This is a genomic window from Arthrobacter sp. 01N442 (assembly GCF_056399345.1).
Genome location: NZ_JBFTRD010000001.1, coordinates 158,109 through 177,344, shown reverse-complemented (window position 1 = coordinate 177,344; position 19,236 = coordinate 158,109). Strand labels below are relative to the sequence as shown.

The 19,236-nt window shown below is 67.5% G+C and carries 17 protein-coding genes; 12 read left to right on the top strand and 5 right to left on the bottom strand.

The window, feature by feature from the left end; all coding sequences use genetic code 11:
- The 11 genes from prcA to AC1DNC_RS00730 all read left to right on the top strand — a co-directional run bounded on the left by prcA (nt 1) and on the right by AC1DNC_RS00730 (nt 13,072).
- Nucleotides 1-708, top strand: a complete 708-nt coding sequence (prcA, locus tag AC1DNC_RS00780) for a proteasome subunit alpha (RefSeq protein WP_476860671.1) — start codon at nt 1-3, stop codon at nt 706-708.
- A 1-nt stretch (nt 709) separates the two neighbouring features.
- Nucleotides 710-2,074, top strand: a complete 1,365-nt coding sequence (gene pafA / locus AC1DNC_RS00775; protein ID WP_476860670.1) for a Pup--protein ligase — start codon at nt 710-712, stop codon at nt 2,072-2,074.
- A 112-nt stretch (nt 2,075-2,186) separates the two neighbouring features.
- The gene (locus AC1DNC_RS00770; protein ID WP_476860669.1) at nt 2,187-3,122 is read left to right on the top strand and encodes an FKBP-type peptidyl-prolyl cis-trans isomerase; all 936 of its coding nucleotides are present in this window, start codon (nt 2,187-2,189) and stop codon (nt 3,120-3,122) included.
- A gap of 39 nt (nt 3,123-3,161) precedes the next feature.
- A complete protein-coding gene (locus AC1DNC_RS00765; protein WP_476860668.1) occupies nt 3,162-3,557 on the top strand; it encodes an FKBP-type peptidyl-prolyl cis-trans isomerase in 396 nt (131 codons plus the stop codon).
- 325 nt (nt 3,558-3,882) lie between these two features.
- Complete coding sequence (locus tag AC1DNC_RS00760) at nt 3,883-5,925, top strand: helix-turn-helix transcriptional regulator (RefSeq protein WP_476860667.1); 2,043 nt, start codon at nt 3,883-3,885, stop codon at nt 5,923-5,925.
- Between the two features lie 10 nt (nt 5,926-5,935).
- A complete protein-coding gene (locus AC1DNC_RS00755) occupies nt 5,936-6,334 on the top strand; it encodes a hypothetical protein (RefSeq protein ID WP_476860666.1) in 399 nt (132 codons plus the stop codon).
- Between the two features lie 36 nt (nt 6,335-6,370).
- Nucleotides 6,371-6,640 (top strand): Sec-independent protein translocase subunit TatA, encoded by a 270-nt coding sequence (tatA, locus tag AC1DNC_RS00750; protein WP_441417786.1) that lies wholly within the window; start codon nt 6,371-6,373, stop codon nt 6,638-6,640.
- Nucleotides 6,641-6,688: 48 nt separating this feature from the next.
- A complete protein-coding gene (tatC, locus tag AC1DNC_RS00745) occupies nt 6,689-7,483 on the top strand; it encodes a twin-arginine translocase subunit TatC (RefSeq protein WP_476860952.1) in 795 nt (264 codons plus the stop codon).
- 24 nt (nt 7,484-7,507) lie between these two features.
- On the top strand, nt 7,508-10,429 hold the full coding sequence (locus AC1DNC_RS00740; protein ID WP_476860665.1) for a DEAD/DEAH box helicase: 2,922 nt from the start codon (nt 7,508-7,510) through the stop codon (nt 10,427-10,429).
- A 94-nt stretch (nt 10,430-10,523) separates the two neighbouring features.
- Nucleotides 10,524-12,188, top strand: a complete 1,665-nt coding sequence (locus tag AC1DNC_RS00735; protein WP_476860664.1) for an amidohydrolase — start codon at nt 10,524-10,526, stop codon at nt 12,186-12,188.
- A gap of 146 nt (nt 12,189-12,334) precedes the next feature.
- Nucleotides 12,335-13,072: a polyprenol monophosphomannose synthase gene (locus AC1DNC_RS00730; RefSeq protein WP_476860663.1), complete on the top strand. Its 738-nt coding sequence runs from the start codon at nt 12,335-12,337 to the stop codon at nt 13,070-13,072.
- A gap of 79 nt (nt 13,073-13,151) precedes the next feature.
- On the opposite strand, the gene AC1DNC_RS00725 is transcribed toward AC1DNC_RS00730, so the two are convergent.
- The 4 genes from AC1DNC_RS00725 to AC1DNC_RS00710 form a co-directional block, all read right to left on the bottom strand.
- A complete protein-coding gene (locus AC1DNC_RS00725) occupies nt 13,152-13,499 on the bottom strand; it encodes an RNA polymerase-binding protein RbpA (RefSeq protein ID WP_136322768.1) in 348 nt (115 codons plus the stop codon).
- Nucleotides 13,500-13,794: 295 nt separating this feature from the next.
- Nucleotides 13,795-14,760, bottom strand: coding sequence for an SPFH domain-containing protein (locus AC1DNC_RS00720; protein WP_476860662.1), 966 nt, complete (start codon nt 14,758-14,760; stop codon nt 13,795-13,797).
- A gap of 127 nt (nt 14,761-14,887) precedes the next feature.
- Nucleotides 14,888-15,361: an NfeD family protein gene (locus AC1DNC_RS00715; RefSeq protein ID WP_476860951.1), complete on the bottom strand. Its 474-nt coding sequence runs from the start codon at nt 15,359-15,361 to the stop codon at nt 14,888-14,890.
- A 132-nt stretch (nt 15,362-15,493) separates the two neighbouring features.
- A complete protein-coding gene (locus tag AC1DNC_RS00710; protein WP_476860661.1) occupies nt 15,494-16,357 on the bottom strand; it encodes a methyltransferase domain-containing protein in 864 nt (287 codons plus the stop codon).
- Between the two features lie 110 nt (nt 16,358-16,467).
- Here AC1DNC_RS00710 and AC1DNC_RS00705 point away from each other — a divergent pair, with 110 nt between their 5' ends.
- The gene (locus AC1DNC_RS00705) at nt 16,468-18,543 is read left to right on the top strand and encodes a S9 family peptidase (RefSeq protein WP_476860660.1); all 2,076 of its coding nucleotides are present in this window, start codon (nt 16,468-16,470) and stop codon (nt 18,541-18,543) included.
- On the opposite strand, the gene AC1DNC_RS00700 is transcribed toward AC1DNC_RS00705, so the two are convergent.
- Complete coding sequence (locus AC1DNC_RS00700) at nt 18,540-19,235, bottom strand: peptide deformylase (protein WP_476860659.1); 696 nt, start codon at nt 19,233-19,235, stop codon at nt 18,540-18,542. The genes AC1DNC_RS00705 and AC1DNC_RS00700 overlap by 4 nt on opposite strands.
- Nucleotide 19,236: the final 1 nt, after the last annotated feature.

Genomic DNA, 19,236 nt, shown 5'->3' with positions numbered 1-19,236 from the left:
ATGACCCAGCAGTTCTATGTCTCACCCGAGCAGCTGATGAAGGACCGGGCGGATTTCGCCCGGAAAGGCATCGCCCGGGGCCGCTCCGTGGTGGTCATCAGTTGCCGCGACGGGATTGCCCTGGTCGCGGAAAACCCCTCCCCGTCGCTGCATAAGATCGGCGAGATCTACGACAAGATCGCCTTCGCCGCCGTCGGCAAGTACAACGAGTTTGAGAGCCTGCGCCAGGCCGGGGTCCGGTACGCGGACGTCCGCGGTTACTCCTACGACCGCGAGGACGTCACAGCGAGGGGCCTGGCGAGTGTCTACGCGCAAAGCCTCGGCGCCGTTTTCACCGCCGAGCAGAAGCCCTTCGAGGTGGAGTTGGCCGTGACGGAGGTCGGGGACAGCCAGGAACTGGACCATCTTTACCGGCTGACGTTCGACGGGTCCATCGCTGACGAGCAGGGGTTCATCGTGATGGGCGGCCAGGCGGACAAGGTGTCCGAAGCCGTCGCGGCCGGCTGGCGCAGCGAATTGGACTTCGCCGGGGCCATCCGGCTGGCCCTGGCCGGGCTGGTGGCGGACAAGGAAACCGACGCGCTGCCGGCGTCGGCCGTGGAAGTGGCCGTGCTGGACCGCGGCTCCGAAAGCAGCCGCGGCACCCGCCGCGCTTTCCGCCGCCTTGACGACGCCGACGTCGTGGCACTGCTGGCTGAGGAGAACTGAAATGGACAAGCGCATCTTCGGAATCGAAACCGAATTCGGAATTTCCTACTCCAGCCCGGAGTCCCGGCCGCTGGCGCCGGAGGAGGTGGCCCGCTACCTCTTCCGCAAGGTGGTCAGCTGGGGCCGTTCCTCCAATGTGTTCCTCACCAACGGCTCCCGGCTCTACCTCGACGTCGGATCGCACCCCGAGTACGCCACCGCAGAGTGCGACGACCTGGCCCAGCTGATTGCCCATGACCGGGCCGGCGAGCTGATCCTGGACGACCTCGTGGACGAGGCCCAGGAACGCCTGGCCGCCGAAGGGTTCAACGGAACCGTGTACCTGTTCAAGAACAACACCGACTCGGCGGGCAACTCCTACGGCAGCCACGAAAACTACCTGATTCCACGCCGCGGGGAGTTTTCCCGGCTGGCCGAGATCCTGATTCCCTTCCTCGTGACGCGCCAGCTGATCGCCGGTGCGGGCAAGATCCTGAAGACCCCGCACGGGGCCACGTTCGCTTTCTCCCAGCGTGCGGACCACATCTGGGAGGGCGTTTCCTCCGCCACCACCCGCTCCCGTCCCATCATCAACACCCGCGACGAGCCGCACGCCGACGCCGAGTTCTACCGGCGCCTGCACGTGATCGTGGGGGACTCCAATATGTCCGAAACCACGACATTGCTGAAGGTCGGCACCGTGGACCTGATCCTGCGGATGATCGAGGCCGGCGTGATCATGCGGGACATGCGGATGGAGAACCCGATCCGCAGCATCCGTGAGATCTCCCACGACCTCACCGGCCGTGCCCTGGTCCGCCTCGCCAACGGCCGGCAGCTCACCGCCTTGGAGATCCAGCGCGAATACCTGAACAAGGTGACCGAGTTCGTCGCGGACCGCGGCGCCCACAACGCGCACGTCCCGCTCATCCTGGACCTCTGGGAACGGACCCTCGACGCGATCGAGAGCGGTAACACGAGCACCATCGACACCGAAGTGGACTGGGCCATCAAAAAGAAGCTGATAGACAACTACCGCGAACGGCACGGCCTGGAACTCGACGCGCCCCGGATCGCCCAGCTGGACCTCACCTACCACGACATTTCGCGCAGTCGCGGTCTCTTCTACCTGCTGCAGGCCCGCGGGGCAGCGCGGCGGATCGTGGACGACACAGCCGTGAAGGATGCCGTCGACGCGCCGCCACAGACCACCCGCGCCAAACTCCGGGGCGACTTCGTCCGCCGGGCGCAGGAACTGGGCCGCGACTACACCGTCGACTGGGTCCATTTGAAGCTGAACGACCGCGCGCACCAGACCATCCTGTGCAAGGATCCGTTCCGCAGCGTGGACGACCGCGTGGACGCCCTGCTGGACTCTATGGGCTGACACCCAGCTTTCCGCGTTATTCTGGGTAAGGTGCCGTTTCACGGCTACCGCATGCTTTGCCGCTGGCTACCGTCCGGCGAAGCGTCCATCCTGCCCCGACGAAAGTTCTTACGTGCGCCGACTATTAGCAATTCTCCTCCCCGGACTGCTGCTGCTCACCGCTTGTGGTGGCGGCCAAGCCGCTGCCCCGGAGCCCACCAGCCAGTCCGCCGGCGAGACCGCGAAGCTGGACTCTGTGAAACTGACCGAGAACGGCGACAAGAAGGCCCCCGGCGTCGAGTTCGCCAAGCCGCTCGAGGTCAAGGACCCCACCATCAAGGTGGTCAAGGAAGGCGACGGCGACCGCGTCAAAGCCAACCAGGTCGCGGACATCTCCATCATTGCCTTCAACGGCAAGGACGGCTCCACCCTTGAGGACACCTTCGCAAAGGATCCCGAGAAGCTTGAGCTGAACGATGAACTCAAGACCGGCAGTGCAGTCATCTACAACGCCTTCGTCGGCGCCAAAGTTGGCTCCAACATTGCCTTGGCCGTCCCGGGCAAGGCCGCCAGCGCACAAGGCGGCGCGGCCCAGCCCTCGCAGCTGCTGGTCATCAAGATCCTCGCCGCCAAGGACGCACCCAAGGTCCTGGACAAGCCCGAGGGCGACCCCGTGACCCCGCCGGCCGGCCTGCCGACCGTGACCGAGAACGACAAGGGCGTTCCCGCGATCTCCGTCAAGGGCGTCGCCGCACCGAAGGCCCTCATCTCCCAGGACCTGATCAAGGGCAAGGGCCAGGCGGTCAAGACCACGGACACCGTCACCGTGAACTACGTCGGCGTTGCGCTGGCCTCGGGCAAGGTCTTCGACTCCAGCTTCGAGAGCGGCAAGAAGGCCACGTTCCCGCTCAACGGCGTCATCAAGGGCTGGACCCAGGGCCTGGCCGGCAAGACGGTCGGCTCCCGCGTCCTCCTGGTTATCCCGAAGGCCCTCGCGTACGGCGACAAAGGCCAGGGCGACGCCAAGGGCGACCTCGTCTTTGTCGTCGATATCCTCGGCGTCAAGTAAACACACCCGTTTAAGCAAGCCATCCAAGAAGGAGCAACCATGTCATTTGGACAGCGCAACCTCGACCGCCAGAAGCCGGAAATTGACTTCCCCGAGGGCGACGTACCCACCGAGCTCGTCATCACCGACCTGATCGAGGGCGACGGCGCCGAAGCCAAGGCCGGCGACACCGTTTCCACCCACTACGTCGGCGTGGCCTGGTCCACCGGCGAGGAATTCGACGCCTCCTGGGGCCGCGGCGCGCCGCTGGACTTCCGGGTCGGCGTCGGCCAGGTCATCCAGGGCTGGGACCAGGGCCTGCTGGGCATGAAGGTCGGCGGCCGCCGCCAGCTGGAAATCCCCTCCGAAATGGCTTACGGCTCCCGTGGCGCCGGCGGAGCGATCGGCCCCAACGAGGCACTGATTTTCGTCGTCGACCTCGTCGCCGTCCGCTAGTCCCCGCCGGCTCCCAGCCCTCACAAGTCCGCACCGGCTCCCTGGGCCGGGACCCTCGCCGGCGTGGGCCCACCCACAGGCTCCCAGCCCTCGCAAGTCCGCACCGGCTCCCTGCCCTCGCAGGCTCGGGCTGGGGCCCTCGCCGGAGCGGCTCCACGGGCCGGGTCCCTCGCCGGCGTGGGCCCACCCACCGGCTCCCAGCCCTCGCAAGCTCGGGCCGGGTCCCGGCGCAATTCAGCGAAAGCGCGGTAACAATCGGAAAGTTCTTCCGGCTGTTGCCGCGCTTTCGGCGTTTCCGGGACGGATGCTTTAGTACCCTTGCGGAGTGTCCGCCTCACGTACTGAACGCCTCCTGAACCTGCTCATCGCCCTGCTCAACACCCAATACGGGCTGCGCCGCAGCGAACTGCGCGAGAAGGTCTACCACGACACCACCAGCTCCGAGGTCGCCTTCGGCCGGATGTTCGAACGGGACAAGGGCGAACTGCGCCAGTTCGGCTTCGAAGTCGAGACCGTCACGGACAAGGGCTGGGGCTCGGATGATCCGGCCACCACGCGGTACCGGATCGGCAAGGAATCCAACCGCCTGCCGGACGTTAGCCTCACCCCGGCGGAGTGCACCGTCCTGATCCTCGCGGCACAGCTCTGGGAACAGGCCGCCCTTGGGTCCGCCGCCCGGGACGCGGTGCGCAAGTTGCAGGCCGCCGGGGGCCTGCCTGACGCCGAACTCCCGCCCGGGGTGCAGCCCCGCATCAGGCCGGCCGGTCAGGCTTTCGAGGACCTCGTCGCCGCCATCCATAACCAGCACCCGGTGAGCTTCAACTACCTGGCCGGCAGTACCGGACAGGAAGAAACCCGCACCGTGGAGCCCTGGGGCCTGGGCAGCCGCTTCGGGCAGTGGTACCTCGTCGGCCACGACCGCGCCCGCGGGGACAAACGCTTCTACCGGCTCTCACGGCTGACCTCGGCCGTCACTGTGCTGGACCAGGAGTCCTTTACGCCGCCGTCGTCCTTCAACGTCCGCGAGCAACTTGCCGCGCTGCCCGAACTGCCCGTGCGCCACGCCCTTGTGGACGTCGCCGACGGCGCACTGCTGGGGCTCCGCAAGCACGCCGGGTCCGCGGCCAGCGCCGACGACGAAGGGGCTGCCGACAGCGGCTCCGCCGCGGTCCCGGCCCGGACCGGGTTCGACCGGCTCAAGGTGCCCTACCGCGACGTCGAAACCCTCGCTGAAGAACTCGCCTCCTACGGTCCCAAGGCCATCGCCGTCGCGCCCCCAGAGTTGCACACTGCCGTGCGCAGGCGACTGGCCGCGGCAGCGGCTTTCGCTGCGTCGCCGATCCCGCTGATCGAATTTCCGCCTGTGGCGCCGGCCAAACGGAGCCGGAAGCGCACCTCCGAGGACCAGCTCAAACGGATGCTCCAACTGGTGCCGTTTCTGGTGCACAACCAGGGCCTGCACATCAGCGAGGTCGCCGACCGCTTCGGTATCACCCGTAAGGAACTGGAAGATGACCTGCGGATCCTGATCTGCTCCGGCCTGCCCGAGGGCTACCCGGACGACCTGCTGGACATTCAGTGGGACGACGACCACGTCTACATAATCGAGGACCTCGACCTCAAGCGTCCGGTCCGTTTCACCGTGGACGAGGCCTGCGCGCTGCTCACCGGCCTGGAAGCGCTCAACGGCCTGCCCGGACTCGCCGAGGGCGGCACCCTGGAGTCCGTGACGCTCAAGCTCATGGCCGCCGCCGGCGAGGAGGGGCTCAAGGCCGCAGCCCTGTCCGGTCCCGAAGTGGCGCCGGAGGACTCCCGCACCCTTGAGACGGCACGCAACGCCATCCGTGACGGCGCGCAGTTGCGGCTGCACTACCTCTCCCCGCTGCGGGACGCCGTCACCGAACGGGACATCGACCCTCAGCGGCTCTACTCGCTGGACAGCACCTGGTACCTCGAGGCCTACTGCCATTCCGCCCAGGGCCTGCGGAATTTCCGCTTGGACCGGATCCAGAGCCTGGAGCCCAACGGCATCCCCGTGTCCTCGACCGCGGCCCCGGCGGACGGGTTCCCCGTCAAGCTGTTCACGCCGAACGACGACGACGTCGTGGTGGTTGTCGAGCTGACCCGGCAGGGCGCCGGACTCGCGGATGACTACTACGCCGAACGAACCGCGGAGCTGCCGGACGGCCACGTGCTGGCGGAAATCCGTTTCGGCAGTGCCGACTGGTTGCCGATGTTCGTGGCCCAGCACGGCGGTGCCGTCAGGATCCTGCAGCCACCGGCACTGGCGGCAGCGGCCGTCGAATGGCTCTACGCCGCCCTCGTGCAGTACACAGAGGTTACGCAGACCGCCCCGCACGCCAGCTAGACTGAACAACATGCCTTGGTGGTCCTGGATCGTAATTTGGATAGCGCTCGTCGCGCTGTCGTTGCTGTTCTTCGGCGTGCTCGGCGTCCGGCTTTTCCGCCAGTTCATGGCCACGGTCAAGGAACTTGGCGAGGCAGGGGAGCGGTTCTCTACCTTTGCGTCCTCTCCGCTCACCTCCGGTTCAGCCGCTGTTCACGTAGCGGCCGTAGGCTCGGACAGCATTGACGCGGGAGCAGCATCCGTCCCGCGTGCGGAGCCTGGTTCTGCCGTTTTTGCTCCGCCTGCGTCGATGCGACATGATTACCATGCATCCAAAATCGCGCGCCAGGAAGCCCGGCGATTGCGCCGCGTCCAGCGCAAAGCGGAACGGGGCCAGCCGCAGGCACTGCGCGACATCGATCTGCGTTAGACAATAGGATGTACTCAAACGAAAGGACCACCCGGCATGAGGCTTGAAGGCTGGCATCTCATCATCATCATCGTCCTGGCCTTGGTGCTTTTCGCTGCACCGAAGCTGCCCGGAATGGCCCGCAGCCTGGGCCAGTCGATGCGGATTTTCAAATCCGAGGTCCGCGAAATGAAGAAGGACGGCACCCCGGAGGCGAAGGCCGATTCCGACGCCGTCGAAGGCAAGGTCGTGAACCACCCCCGGTCCGCCGGCACCGAAAGCCGCCCGGGCGAGGGAACCGACGTTCCGCCGCCGAACCGCGCCTAGAAGCGCATGGCAGTAACCATGAGCCGCCGATCGAACCCCGAGGGCCGGATGGCCCTCCTCGATCATCTCAAAGAGCTGCGGAACCGGCTCTTTAAGTCGGCCATCGCCGTCGTGCTTGGCACCGTCGTAGGGTTCCTCGTGTACCAGCCCATGCTGGCGGCGCTGATCAAGCCGATCCGCGACCTGAACGAGCATGAGGGCCGGCAGGCGTCGCTGAACTTCGACGGCGTGGCAAGCTCCTTCGACCTGATGATCCAGGTGTCCGTCTTCCTGGGCCTGATCGTCGCGAGCCCGATCTGGCTCTATCAACTCTGGGCGTTCATCGTCCCCGGGCTGCATAAGAAGGAGCGGCGCCTGGCGTTGTCCTTCGTCTCGGCCGCCGTGCCCTTGTTTGTCGGCGGCGTCCTGCTTGCCTGGCTCGTCCTGCCCAACGCGGTGCGGGTGCTGACCGACTTCACCCCCTCGGGCGGGTCCAACTTCATCAGCGCCCAGGTCTACCTCTCCTTCGTGCTGCGCTTGCTTCTGGCATTCGGGATCGCCTTCCTGCTGCCGGTGGTGCTGTTCGGACTGAACCTGGCCGGACTGATCAAGGGCAAGCAGCTGCTCAAGAGCTGGCGGATCACCGTGTTCCTGGTCTGCCTCTTCGCCGCCATGGCAGCCCCCGGTGCCGACGCTATGAGCATGTTCTACCTTGCCGTCCCCATGCTGGTGCTCTTCTTCACCGCCATCGGGCTGTGCCTGCTCAACGACCGCCGGCGTGAGAAGCGGGCTGCCAAGGTCGCCGCCGAGACCGAAGCCACGGCGGACCAGGCGACTCCCAGCTCCGAGCTGGAGAATCTCTAGCCCTCCGCCCACTAGGCTGGAAGCATGTCCTCACTACCCGGGCCGGAATCGCCGTCCGAGCGTTACCGCGCCAGCGCCGAGCGGGCCGCAGAAGCCAAAACCTACCTGGGCGGCTTTACCCGTTCACTCGCGTTCGACCTCGATCCCTTCCAGCGCGAGGCTTGCCTGTCCCTGCAGGCAGGCCGCGGCGTACTGGTGGCCGCCCCGACCGGCGCCGGCAAGACCATCGTGGGCGAGTTCGCCATCTACCTGGCCCTGCAACGCGGACTGAAAGCGTTCTATACGACGCCGATCAAGGCGCTGAGCAACCAGAAATACACCGAGCTGGCGGAGAAGTACGGCGCCGCCCAGGTGGGCCTGTTGACCGGTGATACGAGCATCAACGGCGAGGCACCCGTGGTGGTGATGACCACCGAGGTTCTCCGCAACATGCTCTACGCCGGCTCGGAGACCCTGGATGACCTCGGCTTCGTGGTGATGGACGAGGTCCACTACCTCGCCGACCGCTTCCGCGGCGCCGTCTGGGAGGAAGTCATCATCCACCTGCCCAGCGAAGTGCAGGTCGCCTCGCTCAGCGCCACCGTTTCCAACGCCGAGGAGTTCGGCGCCTGGTTGGACACTGTCCGCGGCCAGACCGACGTGATTGTCTCCGAGCACCGTCCCGTGCCGCTGTGGCAGCACGTCATGGTGGGGCGCAAGATCGTGGACCTGTTCGCCGGCGACACCAGCTTCGACGAGATCGCGCCCGCCGGCGACGACAATGTGGCCGCCACCGTGGAAACCGCTTCCGCGGAAAAAACTGCCACAGGCAAGGGCGCCGCGATTACCGAGCGCGCCGGCTACGAGGTCAACCCTGAACTGCTGTCCATGGCGCGGGCCGAGAGCCAGATGAACTTCCGCGGCCGCTTCGGGCACGGCGGCCGTAACCAGCGCCGCCAGCAGCGCGGCCAGCGCGATGAGGCGCCGCAGGGCGGCCCGCGCAGCCCGGTCCGGAAAGCCAGCCGCCCGCAGGTCATCGCCAGCCTGGACCGGATGGACCTGCTCCCGGCCATCACCTTCATCTTCTCGCGCGCCGGCTGCGACGCCGCCGTCGCGCAATGCGTCTCCGCCGGGCTCTGGCTGACCACGGAGAAAGAACAGCTCATCATCGCCCAACGGGTCGACGAAGCCGCCCAGGACATCCCCTCGGACGACCTCGACGTGCTGGGCTTCTGGAGCTGGCGCGACGGGCTGCTCCGCGGCCTGGCTGCGCACCACGCCGGCATGTTGCCAACCTTCAAGGAAGTCGTCGAGAAGCTGTTCGTGGACGGGCTGGTCAAGGCCGTGTTCGCCACCGAAACCCTGGCGCTGGGCGTCAACATGCCCGCGCGCTGCGTAGTGCTGGAGAAGCTGGACAAGTTCAACGGCGAAGCGCACGTGAACATCACCGCGGGGGAGTACACCCAGCTGACCGGCCGGGCCGGCCGCCGCGGGATCGACGTCGAGGGCCACGCGGTGGTGCTCTGGCAGCCTGGCACGGACCCGGCGGCCGTCGCCGGCCTTGCCTCCCGCCGGACCTACCCGCTGAACTCCAGCTTCCGGCCCACGTACAACATGTCCATCAACCTCGTCGCCCAGTTCGGCAGGCCCCGCGCCCGCGAAATCCTTGAGTCCTCCTTCGCCCAGTTCCAGGCGGACCGGTCCGTGGTGGGGCTCGCCAAGCAGGTCCGCAGCCGGGAGGAATCCCTGGCCGGATTCAGCAAGGCAATGAGCTGCCACCTCGGCGACTTCACCGAGTATTCGAGGCTGCGCCGTGCGCTCTCGGATGCGGAAACCACTGCTTCCAAGGGAACCTCACGCGCCCGGAAGTCGCTCACCGAGGACTCCCTCAGCCGGCTGCTGCCCGGCGACGTCGTCGACGTGCCCTCCGGGCGGGCCCCCGGCCTCGCCGTCGTGCTTAGCTCCGACCACCATTCGCGCGAACCGCGGCCGGCGGTGATGACACTGGACAACCAGCTTCGCCGCATTGGCCTGCATGACGTGGAGGGCCCGCTGTCACCGATCACCCGGGTCCGGATTCCCAAGTCCTTCAACGCCAAGGTGCCCAAGTCGCGCCGGGACCTGGCGTCCTCGGTCCGCAACGCGATCCGGGAGAGCCGGCCGCCTGCACCTCCGAACCGAAACGAGGACTTTGGCCGTGCCGCCGCCCTGCCCAACATGGAGAAGAAGATCGCGGAACTCCGCCGCGAACTCCGGGCCCATCCCTGCCACGGCTGCAGCGAGCGGGAGGACCATGCACGCTGGTCCGAGCGCTGGTGGAAGCTCCGGCAGGAGACCGACGGCCTGGTCCGCCAGATCCAGGGCCGCACCAACACCATCGCCAAGACCTTCGACCGGGTCTGCGGAGTCCTCTCCAGCTACGGGTACCTCGAGACCTCGGATTCGGGCACGCTCTCGATCAGCCCCGATGGCCAGCGGCTCCGCCGGATCTACGGCGAAAAGGACCTGCTGATTTCCCAGTCCCTGCGGATGGGCGCCTTCAGCGACCTCGACGCGGCCGAAATCGCGGCCCTGGCCAGCGTGCTGGTCTACCAAGCCAAGCGCGAGGACCGCGGGCTGCGGCCCAAGATGCCGAGCGTCTCACTGGAGTCCGCCGTCGACACCGTGGTGCGCGAGTGGTCCGCCCTGGAAGACGTTGAGGAAGCCAACAAGCTGCCGCTGACGGGTGAACCCGAACTCGGCCTCGTCTGGCCGATCTTCAAATGGGCCAAGGGCAGGCACCTCCAGGAGGTCCTCAGCGGTACGGACCTGGCCGCTGGTGACTTTGTCCGGTGGGTGAAACAGGTCATCGACCTGCTGGACCAGCTGGCCAAGATTCCCGGGCTGGAACCGCGAGTGGCCCGGCTGTGCGGCGACGCGATCAACCTCGTCAAGCGCGGCGTCGTCGCCTACTCGGCCGTCGCGTGAACGGCCCCTGACGGGCTTCTGACCCTGCTCGCCTCCGCCATCCCCGATGCCCCACGCCCGGGCCGCCGGCCCACGCCTAAAGGAGTTCCCCACAATGACCGCTTCATCTTCCGAGGCAACGCAGGCACCGCGCAAGGTGACGCTGTACCGCAACGGCTCCGTCTACACGGCGGCCGATCCCTTCGCGACGGCGATGCTGGTGGACGGCGACACCGTGGCCTGGGTCGGCTCCGAGCAGGCCGCCACGTCCATCGCTGATTCCTCCATGGAGATCATCGACCTGCAGGGCGCCCTCCTGGCCCCCGGCTTCGTTGACTCGCACGTGCACCTGACCGAAACCGGCATCGCCCTGGGCTCACTCCGGCTCGGCGGTGTCCGCTCAGCCGCCGAACTGCTCGACGCCGTCGCAGGCTCGGCGGCCAGCGGTGACGGCACGGTGCTGGGGCACGGCTGGGACGAGACCCTCTGGGCCGATTCAACCCTGCCGAGCCGCGAAGAACTCGACCGCGCCGCCGGAGGCCGGCCGGTGTACCTGTCGCGGGTGGACGTGCACTCGGCCCTGGTCTCCTCCGCACTGGCGGCCGCAACCGGCCTCGAAACCCTAGACGGCTTCGCCCCGGACGGGCAGGTCAAACGTGCCGCGCACACGGCCGCGCGGCGAGCTGCCCGGGACCTGTCCGCCGAGGCCCTGCGTGGCTACCAGCGGGCAGCCCTGGCGGAGGCGGCGGCGAACGGCTATGTGGCGCTGGCTGAAATGGCGGCCCCGCATATCGGCAGCATCGAGGACCTGCAGCTGGCGGCCGGCTGGAACGCCGCGGGCCGGCCGGGCGACGCCGTGCCGGAGATCCTGCCGTACTGGGGCGAGCTGGCCGGTTCGGCGGAACAGGCCCAGTCCATCCTGGACAGCCTGGGCGTCCCGGTCCTGGGCCTCGCCGGCGACCTGAACCTGGATGGTTCCATCGGGTCCCGGACCGCCGCGCTGCGCAGCGATTACAGCGACGCGCCGGGGGAGCGGGGCACCCGCTACCTCTCGGTGGACGAAGCGGCCGCGCACCTCGCGGCCTGCTCGGTGCTGGGAATCCAGGCAGGCTTCCACGTGATCGGCGACGCCGGGCTGGACGCCGCACTGGATGCCCTGGACCAGGCTGCGGCCGAGGTCGGGGAACAGCGCGTACGGGCCGCCGGCCACCGTTTGGAGCACGTCGAAATCGCCGATTCGGCCGCTATCCAACGGCTGGCCAAGTATTCGGTGACGGTCAGCGCGCAACCGGTTTTCGACGCCCTCTGGGGTGGTACGGACAGCCTTTACGCGCAGCGGCTCGGCTCGCGGCACGCCGCGATGAATCCGTTCGGTTCCTTCTACTCCGCCGGGGTGCCGGTCTGCTTCGGCAGCGACAGCCCGGTGACGCCGCTGCAGCCCTGGTCCAGTGTCCGGGCCTGCCTGGAGCACCACAACGCCGATGAGCGGATCTCGGCCCGTGCCGCCTTCCTAGGCCACACGCGGGCCGGTTGGCGCGCCGCCCGCTACCGGAACCCGATGGCAGGCCAGCTTGTCCCCGGAGCCCCGGCGAGTTTCGCAGTCTGGGAAGTCGAAGAACTCATGGTCCAGGTGGCCGATGGCCGCGTGCAGTCCTGGAGCACGGACCCGCGCGCCCGGACGCCGCTGCTCCCGGCACTGGATACCGGCACCGACCCGGTCTGCCTGCAGACCGTGCGGGACGGCGTCGAGCTCTTCTCCAGCGGCTCGCTCGGCAGCTGAGCCGCCCCCGAGTGTGCTCGGCGCCACCTAAGCCGCGACCGGGGCAGTTGCCTGCATGCTGGCTATACTGGGAAGCTGTGCCTGTCCTCGGCTAACCGCCGGCTGTTCCGGCCCACTGACCGCTCCCTCCAAGGAAAGGCCTCGCTGTGCGTGTCCTCACGATCATCCCGACCTACAACGAGCTGGAATCGTTGCCCAAGACCCTCGGGCGCCTTCGCACTGCCGTGCCGGCGTCCGATGTCCTGGTAGTTGACGACAACAGCCCCGACGGCACGGGCCAGCTGGCAGATCGCATTGCCGCAGAGGATGACCAGGTCCACGTCCTGCACCGCGAGGGCAAGGCCGGACTCGGCGCTGCGTACATCGCCGGCTTCAAATGGGGCCTCGACGCCGGGTACGACATCCTCGTGGAGATGGACGCCGACGGCTCGCACAAGCCAGAGCAGCTGCCGCAGCTGATCGAGGCAGTGGAGCAGGGCGCAGACCTGGCCATGGGTTCCCGCTGGGTCCCGGGCGGCAGCGTCGTGAACTGGCCCCTGTACCGGCAGGCCATTTCCCGGGTCGGAAGCACCTACGCCAGGATCATGCTGGGCGTCAGGATCAAGGATGTCACCGGCGGTTTCCGTGCCTTCCGACGGAGCACCCTCGAGAAGCTCAACCTGGATTCGGTCGACTCGGTGGGCTACGGCTTCCAGGTGGACCTTGCCTGGCGCGTGGCCAAGCTGGGCCTGAACATTGTGGAGCGTCCCATCACCTTCGTGGAGCGCGAGCTGGGTGCGTCGAAGATGAGCGGCAACATTGTGGTTGAAGCCATGATCAACGTGACCAAGTGGGGCCTTGCCGCCCGCTGGAACACCCTCAGCCGCAAGCTTGGGCGCAAATAGCAAACAGGCTGCACAGAAAAGGCCGGGCCGGCACCTCGTGGAGGTGCCGGCCCGGCCTTTTTGGCGCTTAGCGCGGTTTTTAGGCCGAGCGGCGTTCGCCGCGGCGTTCCCGCAGAATGGTGAGCCGGTCTTCGAGGATCTGTTCCAGCTCGGGCAGGGAGCGGCGTTCCAGCAGCATGTCCCAGTGGGTGCGGACGGCCTTCTCGTTGCTGTTGACGGGGCGTTCGCCGTCGACCAGCAGTGCTTCTTTACCGGTCTTGGAAACCCAAACCGGGGGGATCTCCGCCTCGGAGGAGAACGTCACGAATACCTGCTCGCCATCCGCGCAACGGTACTCAACGCGCTGGCGCGGAGCCGGTTCGACGCCGGATTCGGTCTCCATGCTCTGTGCGCCAAGGCGCATACCCCGCAGGCTGCGATCGCTCATCTTTTCTCCCTTATGATCGGTTCGCAGGGCCGGACCCTGCGCTAGCCGGGGGCCACCAGGACCACGCCGGACTACTTTTTGCTTGGCGTTCCCCACTGCAGAAATCGTCAGTAGATACAACGCCGCGCGAAGAGTAATTGTTCCGGCAGGTTGAACCGCCCGGACAAATACTCAACTATACGCGGGTGCACGGCCGCAGGTAAAGCCGGGCCGCCGGGGCAGGGGAGCGGTGCCAAAAAGGGAGGCACCCGCCGGAGCAGATGCCTCCCTGTGCAACGCCGTTATAGAGAACCCGTCAGGCCTCCGGCGTAGTGCCCGGCGCCGTCGTCGTCGGATCGGCCGGGCGGGCTGCCGGGCTTCCGAACAACCCGTCGGCGCGCGGGTCCGGGTTGGTGCCGCCCAGCGCACCGCCGATGCCCTTGAGCGCTTCACCCACCTCGCTGGGGATGATCCACAGCTTGTTCGAGGTTCCTTCGGCCAGCTTCGGCAGCGTCTGCAGGTACTGGTACGCCAGGAGCTTCTGGTCCGGGTTGCCCTTGTGGATGGCGTCGAAGACCTTCTGGATGGCCTGGGCTTCGCCGTCTGCCCGCAGGATCGCGGCCTGCGCATCACCTTCGGCCTTCAGGATCGAGGACTGGCGCTGGCCTTCGGCGGTAAGGATGGCGGACTGCTTGGTGCCTTCCGCGGTGAGGATGGCGGCGCGGCGGTCACGCTCGGCGCGCATCTGCTTCTCCATCGAGTCCTGGATGGAGTGGGGCGGATCAATCGCCTTCAGTTCCACCCGGGAGACGCGGATACCCCAGCGCCCGGTCGCCTCGTCCAGCACGCCGCGCAGCTGTCCGTTGATCTGGTCGCGGGAAGTCAGTGCCTCTTCCAAGTTCAGCCCGCCCACCACGTTGCGCAAGGTGGTGGTGGTCAGCTGCTCGACGGCCTGGATGTAGTTGGCGATCTCATAGGTTGCTGCCCGAGCGTCCGTCACCTGGAAGTAGACCACGGTGTCGATGGACACCACGAGGTTGTCCTCGGTGATCACCGGCTGCGGCGGGAAGGAGACCACTTGTTCGCGCAGGTCCAGCAGGGGCAGGAGCCGGTCGACGAAGGGAATCAGGATGGTCAGGCCCGGGTTCAGCGTCCGCTGGTACTTGCCCAGGCGTTCGACCACGCCGGCGCGAGCTTGCGGAACGATCCGCACCGAGCGCACCAGCACGATTATTACGAACGCAACGAGTACCAGCAGCACTATTGCGACTGCGATATCCATACATCACCTTTTCCCCAGTTATGTGGTTTTGCTGTGCGCGGCAGCACCGCTGCCGCTGATCCTGCGGCCGGTTGCGGCAGCAGGAAGAGTTGTGGCCCCGAAGGGCGGTCCGGACCTGGCGCGGCCCCTACTGCGCCCCGGGACCAGGTTGTAGCTCCGGCTTCGGGACGACGACGGCGGTGGCGCCGTCGATGGCACTGACGACGGCGTGCTGCCCGGGTGCGAGTTCGCCGGTGTCCGTGCGGGCGCTCCAGACGTCGCCGCCGATCTTCACCAGGCCGCCGGTGGCGCTCACCGGCTCCATGACAAGCGCGGATTCGCCGATCAGGCGTTCGACGTTGCTTCGCTGGTCGGCCGGGCTGCTCCGCAGGTGCTTGAGCGCCACTGGCCGCACGAAGCCGATCATGAGCAGGGAAACGACGCTGAAGACTACGATCTGGAGCCAGAAGTCCGCGCCGGCGAAGGCGGTGAGCAGCCCGGCGAGGGCGCCGCCGCCAAGCATGATGAAGAACAGATCAAGGGTGAGCATCTCCACCACGGCAAACACCAGGAACACCGTGAGCCAGAGCGCCCACCAGTTTTCGGCCAGCCATTCGAACATCATTCCCCCTTAGTCACGCAGCGGGGGCTGCAGGCGCAGACCCTCCGTAACGTGGTTCCATCCTAAGCCGGACGGCAAGGATGGGGGCAGGGTGCCGGGATCAGCCCGGGAACGTGGCCAAGTCGTTACCCTCTACCGGGCCGTTGCGGGATTCTTCAGCGGTTCGAAGACACTGATCCGGAAACGCGCGGAGACCGCGGTGGGGGACGGCAGCCCTGCCACCCGAGCGGCCATGGCAGCTGAATCCAGGTGGTGTCCGGCGGGTCCCATCAGGGCGAGGTTGGCGACGTCGGTGTGCGCCAGGTTCAGGTTTAGGTCCAGGTTCCGCCCCTCGTGCGCGCGGAAGTGCCCGGCGAGTGTGGCCGTAAGGCGCTCCTCCTTGGCCGGTTCGATGCCCAGCATTCCGGTCTCGCCGGCGATCTCGGCCAGGTGTCCGGGCCGGGGCGTCACCACGATCAGCCGGCCACCCGGCCTGAGCACCCTGGCGAACTCGGAAGCGTTGCGCGGCGCGAAAACCACGGTGACGACGTCGACGGCGTCGTCCTGCAGCGGCAGCGGCTGCCACACGTCGGCGACGAGGTTGACCGCCTCCGGGTTCAGCCGGGCCGCCCGGCGCAGTGCGAACTTGGAGATATCTATTCCGACGGCCGAGGCCTGGGTACGGTCCAGCAGGGCGCGCAGGTAGTGGCCGGTGCCCGTGCCCGCATCCAGGACCGCGGCGCCTGTCCCTGTCAGGAAGGGGGCGGCAAAGTCGGCGACGGCCTCGGCCAGGGGCCGGTAGTGGCCGGCGGACAGGAAGTCGAAGCGGGCCGCGACCATGTCCGCGGAATCCGCTTCGAACACGGTGCCCTTGCCGGTCAAGAAGTTGAAGTATCCCTGCCGGGCGGCGTCGAAACTGTGCCCGGCGGGGCAGACGAGGGAGCGTTCACGGCTGCCTGCCGCAAATGGGCTCCGGCACACGGGGCACACAAGGGCGGCGAGGGAATCGGGCAGCATAGAGTCCATCGTAGGGCGGCAGCGTTCCGCCGGGCACCGTGAACAGACGGCGACGCCGTGCCGGTGTGAGGTATTTCACCTCGGCGGCGGCAAGGGCTAGGCTCGCACTCGTGAAACCCGAACATTTGCCCCTGCTCAAGTCCGTTTCCGCGCCCGCCGTGCACCCCGATGGCTCCCGGGCCGTCGTGTCCGTGGTCCGCCCCGATTTCGACGCCGACGCCTATGTGGGCCAGCTATGGAATGTGCCCGTGGATCCGTCGCTTCGACCCCGCCGGCTCACGCGCGGCTTCCGTGACACTGCACCGCAGTTCTCCCCGGACGGGCAGGCGCTGGGATTCATCCGCGCCGCAGCCGGCGGCAAACCGCAGCTGTACGTCGTCGAAGCCCAGGGCGGGGAACCGATGCCCCTGACGGATGCGCCGCTGGGGGTCAGCGCCTTCACGTGGTCACCGGACGCCCGCAGCATCGTCTTCAGCGCCCGTACGCCAGAGGAGGGCCGCTATGGCACCGTCGACGGCGTCCCCGCCGGGGGCGAGGATGCCCGGCTGATCACGGATTACCAGTATCGGATGAACGGCGTCGGCTACACGGCGGACAAGCCCCTGCAGCTTTTCCTCCTCACCGTCCCGGACCTGGACGCGGAGCCCTCGGTGGCCGCCGCAGGCCGGGCGCTGAAGGCTGCGAAAGCGGCCAAGGACACCGATGGCGGCAAGGCGGGCGCAGGCCTGCCGGAGCCGCGTCAGCTCACCACGGCCGCCACGGACCACAACGGTGCCAGCTACAGCACTGACGGCCGTGCCGTGTACTTCACTGCGGCACTGCACGAGGGCAGCGACAACGACCTGGTCAGCGGCATTTACAGGGTGCCGGCTGACCCCGGCTCCGGGGAAGTGGGCCCGGAGGCTGTGGCGCCCGGTAATGGCAGCGACGCCGGACGGCTATCCGTCACCGCCGTCCGGCAAAGCCGGGATGGCGAGTGGTTGTACTTCCTGGCGCAGGATCTTGGCGCCGAGGGTACGGACTTCGTGGCCCGCAACACTGCCCTGTACGTGATGGCTGCAGGGGGCGGGGATGCCGTCCTGCTCAGCGATCCGGAGACCATGGATCTGGTCGGCGGCGGGATCGAACTGAACGGCCAAGACGGTGCCCTCGTCCTGAATAACGCGCGCGGCACCGTGCAGCTCCTCGAGTTCGGGCCCTCCGGTCAACGCGGGGTGGCGCTCGACGGCGAGCGCGTTGTCACCGGTGCGGCCGAGGGCTCGGGCACGCTGGTGCTGAGCTTCACCGATGCGGAAACCGCTGGGGACGTTGCCGTCCTTGAGGGAGGCCAGCTGAGGGTTGTGAGCGATTTCTCGGCGCCGTTGCGGGACGACGCCGGGATCCTCGCCCCGCAGGAGCTCACCTTCGCGTCCGGGGACGGCTACCCGGTGCATGGCTGGCTGGTCCGGCCGGCGGGCGAGGGGCCGCACCCGGTGCTGCTCAACATCCACGGCGGCCCGTTCGCACAGTTCACCGGGGCCCTCTTCGATGAGGCCCAGGTCTACGCGGCGGCCGGGTACGCGGTCCTGATGTGCAATCCGCGCGGATCTGCCGGGTACGGCCAGGCCCACGGCCGCTCCATCAAGGAACGTATGGGCACCGTCGATATGCAGGACGTCCTGGCTTTCCTGGACGGGGCGTTGCAGAAGTTCGAGGAGCTCGACGACGCTGCCCTGGGCATCATGGGCGGATCCTACGGCGGCTACCTGACGGCCTGGACCATCAGCCACGACCACCGTTTCAAGGCCTCCATCGTGGAGCGAGGCTTCCTCGATCCGGTGAGCTTCACGGGCTCCTCGGACATCGGCTGGTTCTTCGGCGGCGAGTACACCGGCCGCACCGCGGATCAGATGACGGCGCAAAGCCCGATGGCCCGTGTGGAGCAGGTCCGTACGCCCACCCTGGTCATTCACAGCGAGGAGGACCTGCGCTGCCCGGTGGAGCAGGGCCAGCGCTACTTCACGGCGCTCAAGCAACAGGGGGTGGAGGCCGCCTTCCTGGTCTTCCCAGGCGAGAACCACGAGCTGTCCCGCTCCGGCACCCCGCATCACCGGCGGCAGCGCTTCGAGCAGATCCTGCAGTGGTGGTCACGGCACCTTCCGACGGCGGCCAATCCGGCTCCGGCGGGCGAGGCGGCAGTCCTCTAACCGGCAGGCTCGCCCGGCAGGAACCCAAGTTCCTGCCGGGCCAGCTCGATGTCCGGCTGAGCCCAGCGGGCGGAATACTCGGCGTTGTTGCTCAGCGAGCGCAACTCTGCCCGGTCCAGGTACAGGATTCCGTGCAGATGGTCGGTCTCGTGCTGCACGATGCGGGCTTGCCAGCCGGTGAAGTCACGCTGCTGCGCGGTGCCGTCCACCGCGGTGAAGTCCAACCGCACCGACTCCGGACGCAGCACCGCCGCCTGCAGCCCATTCAGGGACAGGCAACCCTCGTAGAAGGCCTTCCTGGCCGAACCGAGCGACACATAGCTTGGGTTCAGCATGGCGAAGAACGGCAACGGCTCCCTGCCCCGGGCCGCCGCCACCTCAGGGTCGACGTCGAACCGGTCCTCCAGCACGGCAATCTGCAGGGGGATGCCCAGCTGCGGTGCCGCGAGGCCGACCCCCGGCGCCTTGTGCATGACCCTGCGCATCAGGTCGATCAGCCTGCCTAGTTCATCGTCGTCGAGCTGGCCGGCGAAGGGGACCGCCTGCTGACGAAGAACCGGGTGGCCCACCTGGACGATAGGCGGGAGCACGCCTGCGTTGAGGATCTGGTCCACGGTTTCCCGCAGGCGCTCGGTACTGATCTCGGCGATGGGGGCGTTGGTGTTTGCGTCGTTCCTCGTGTCTGAAGACATG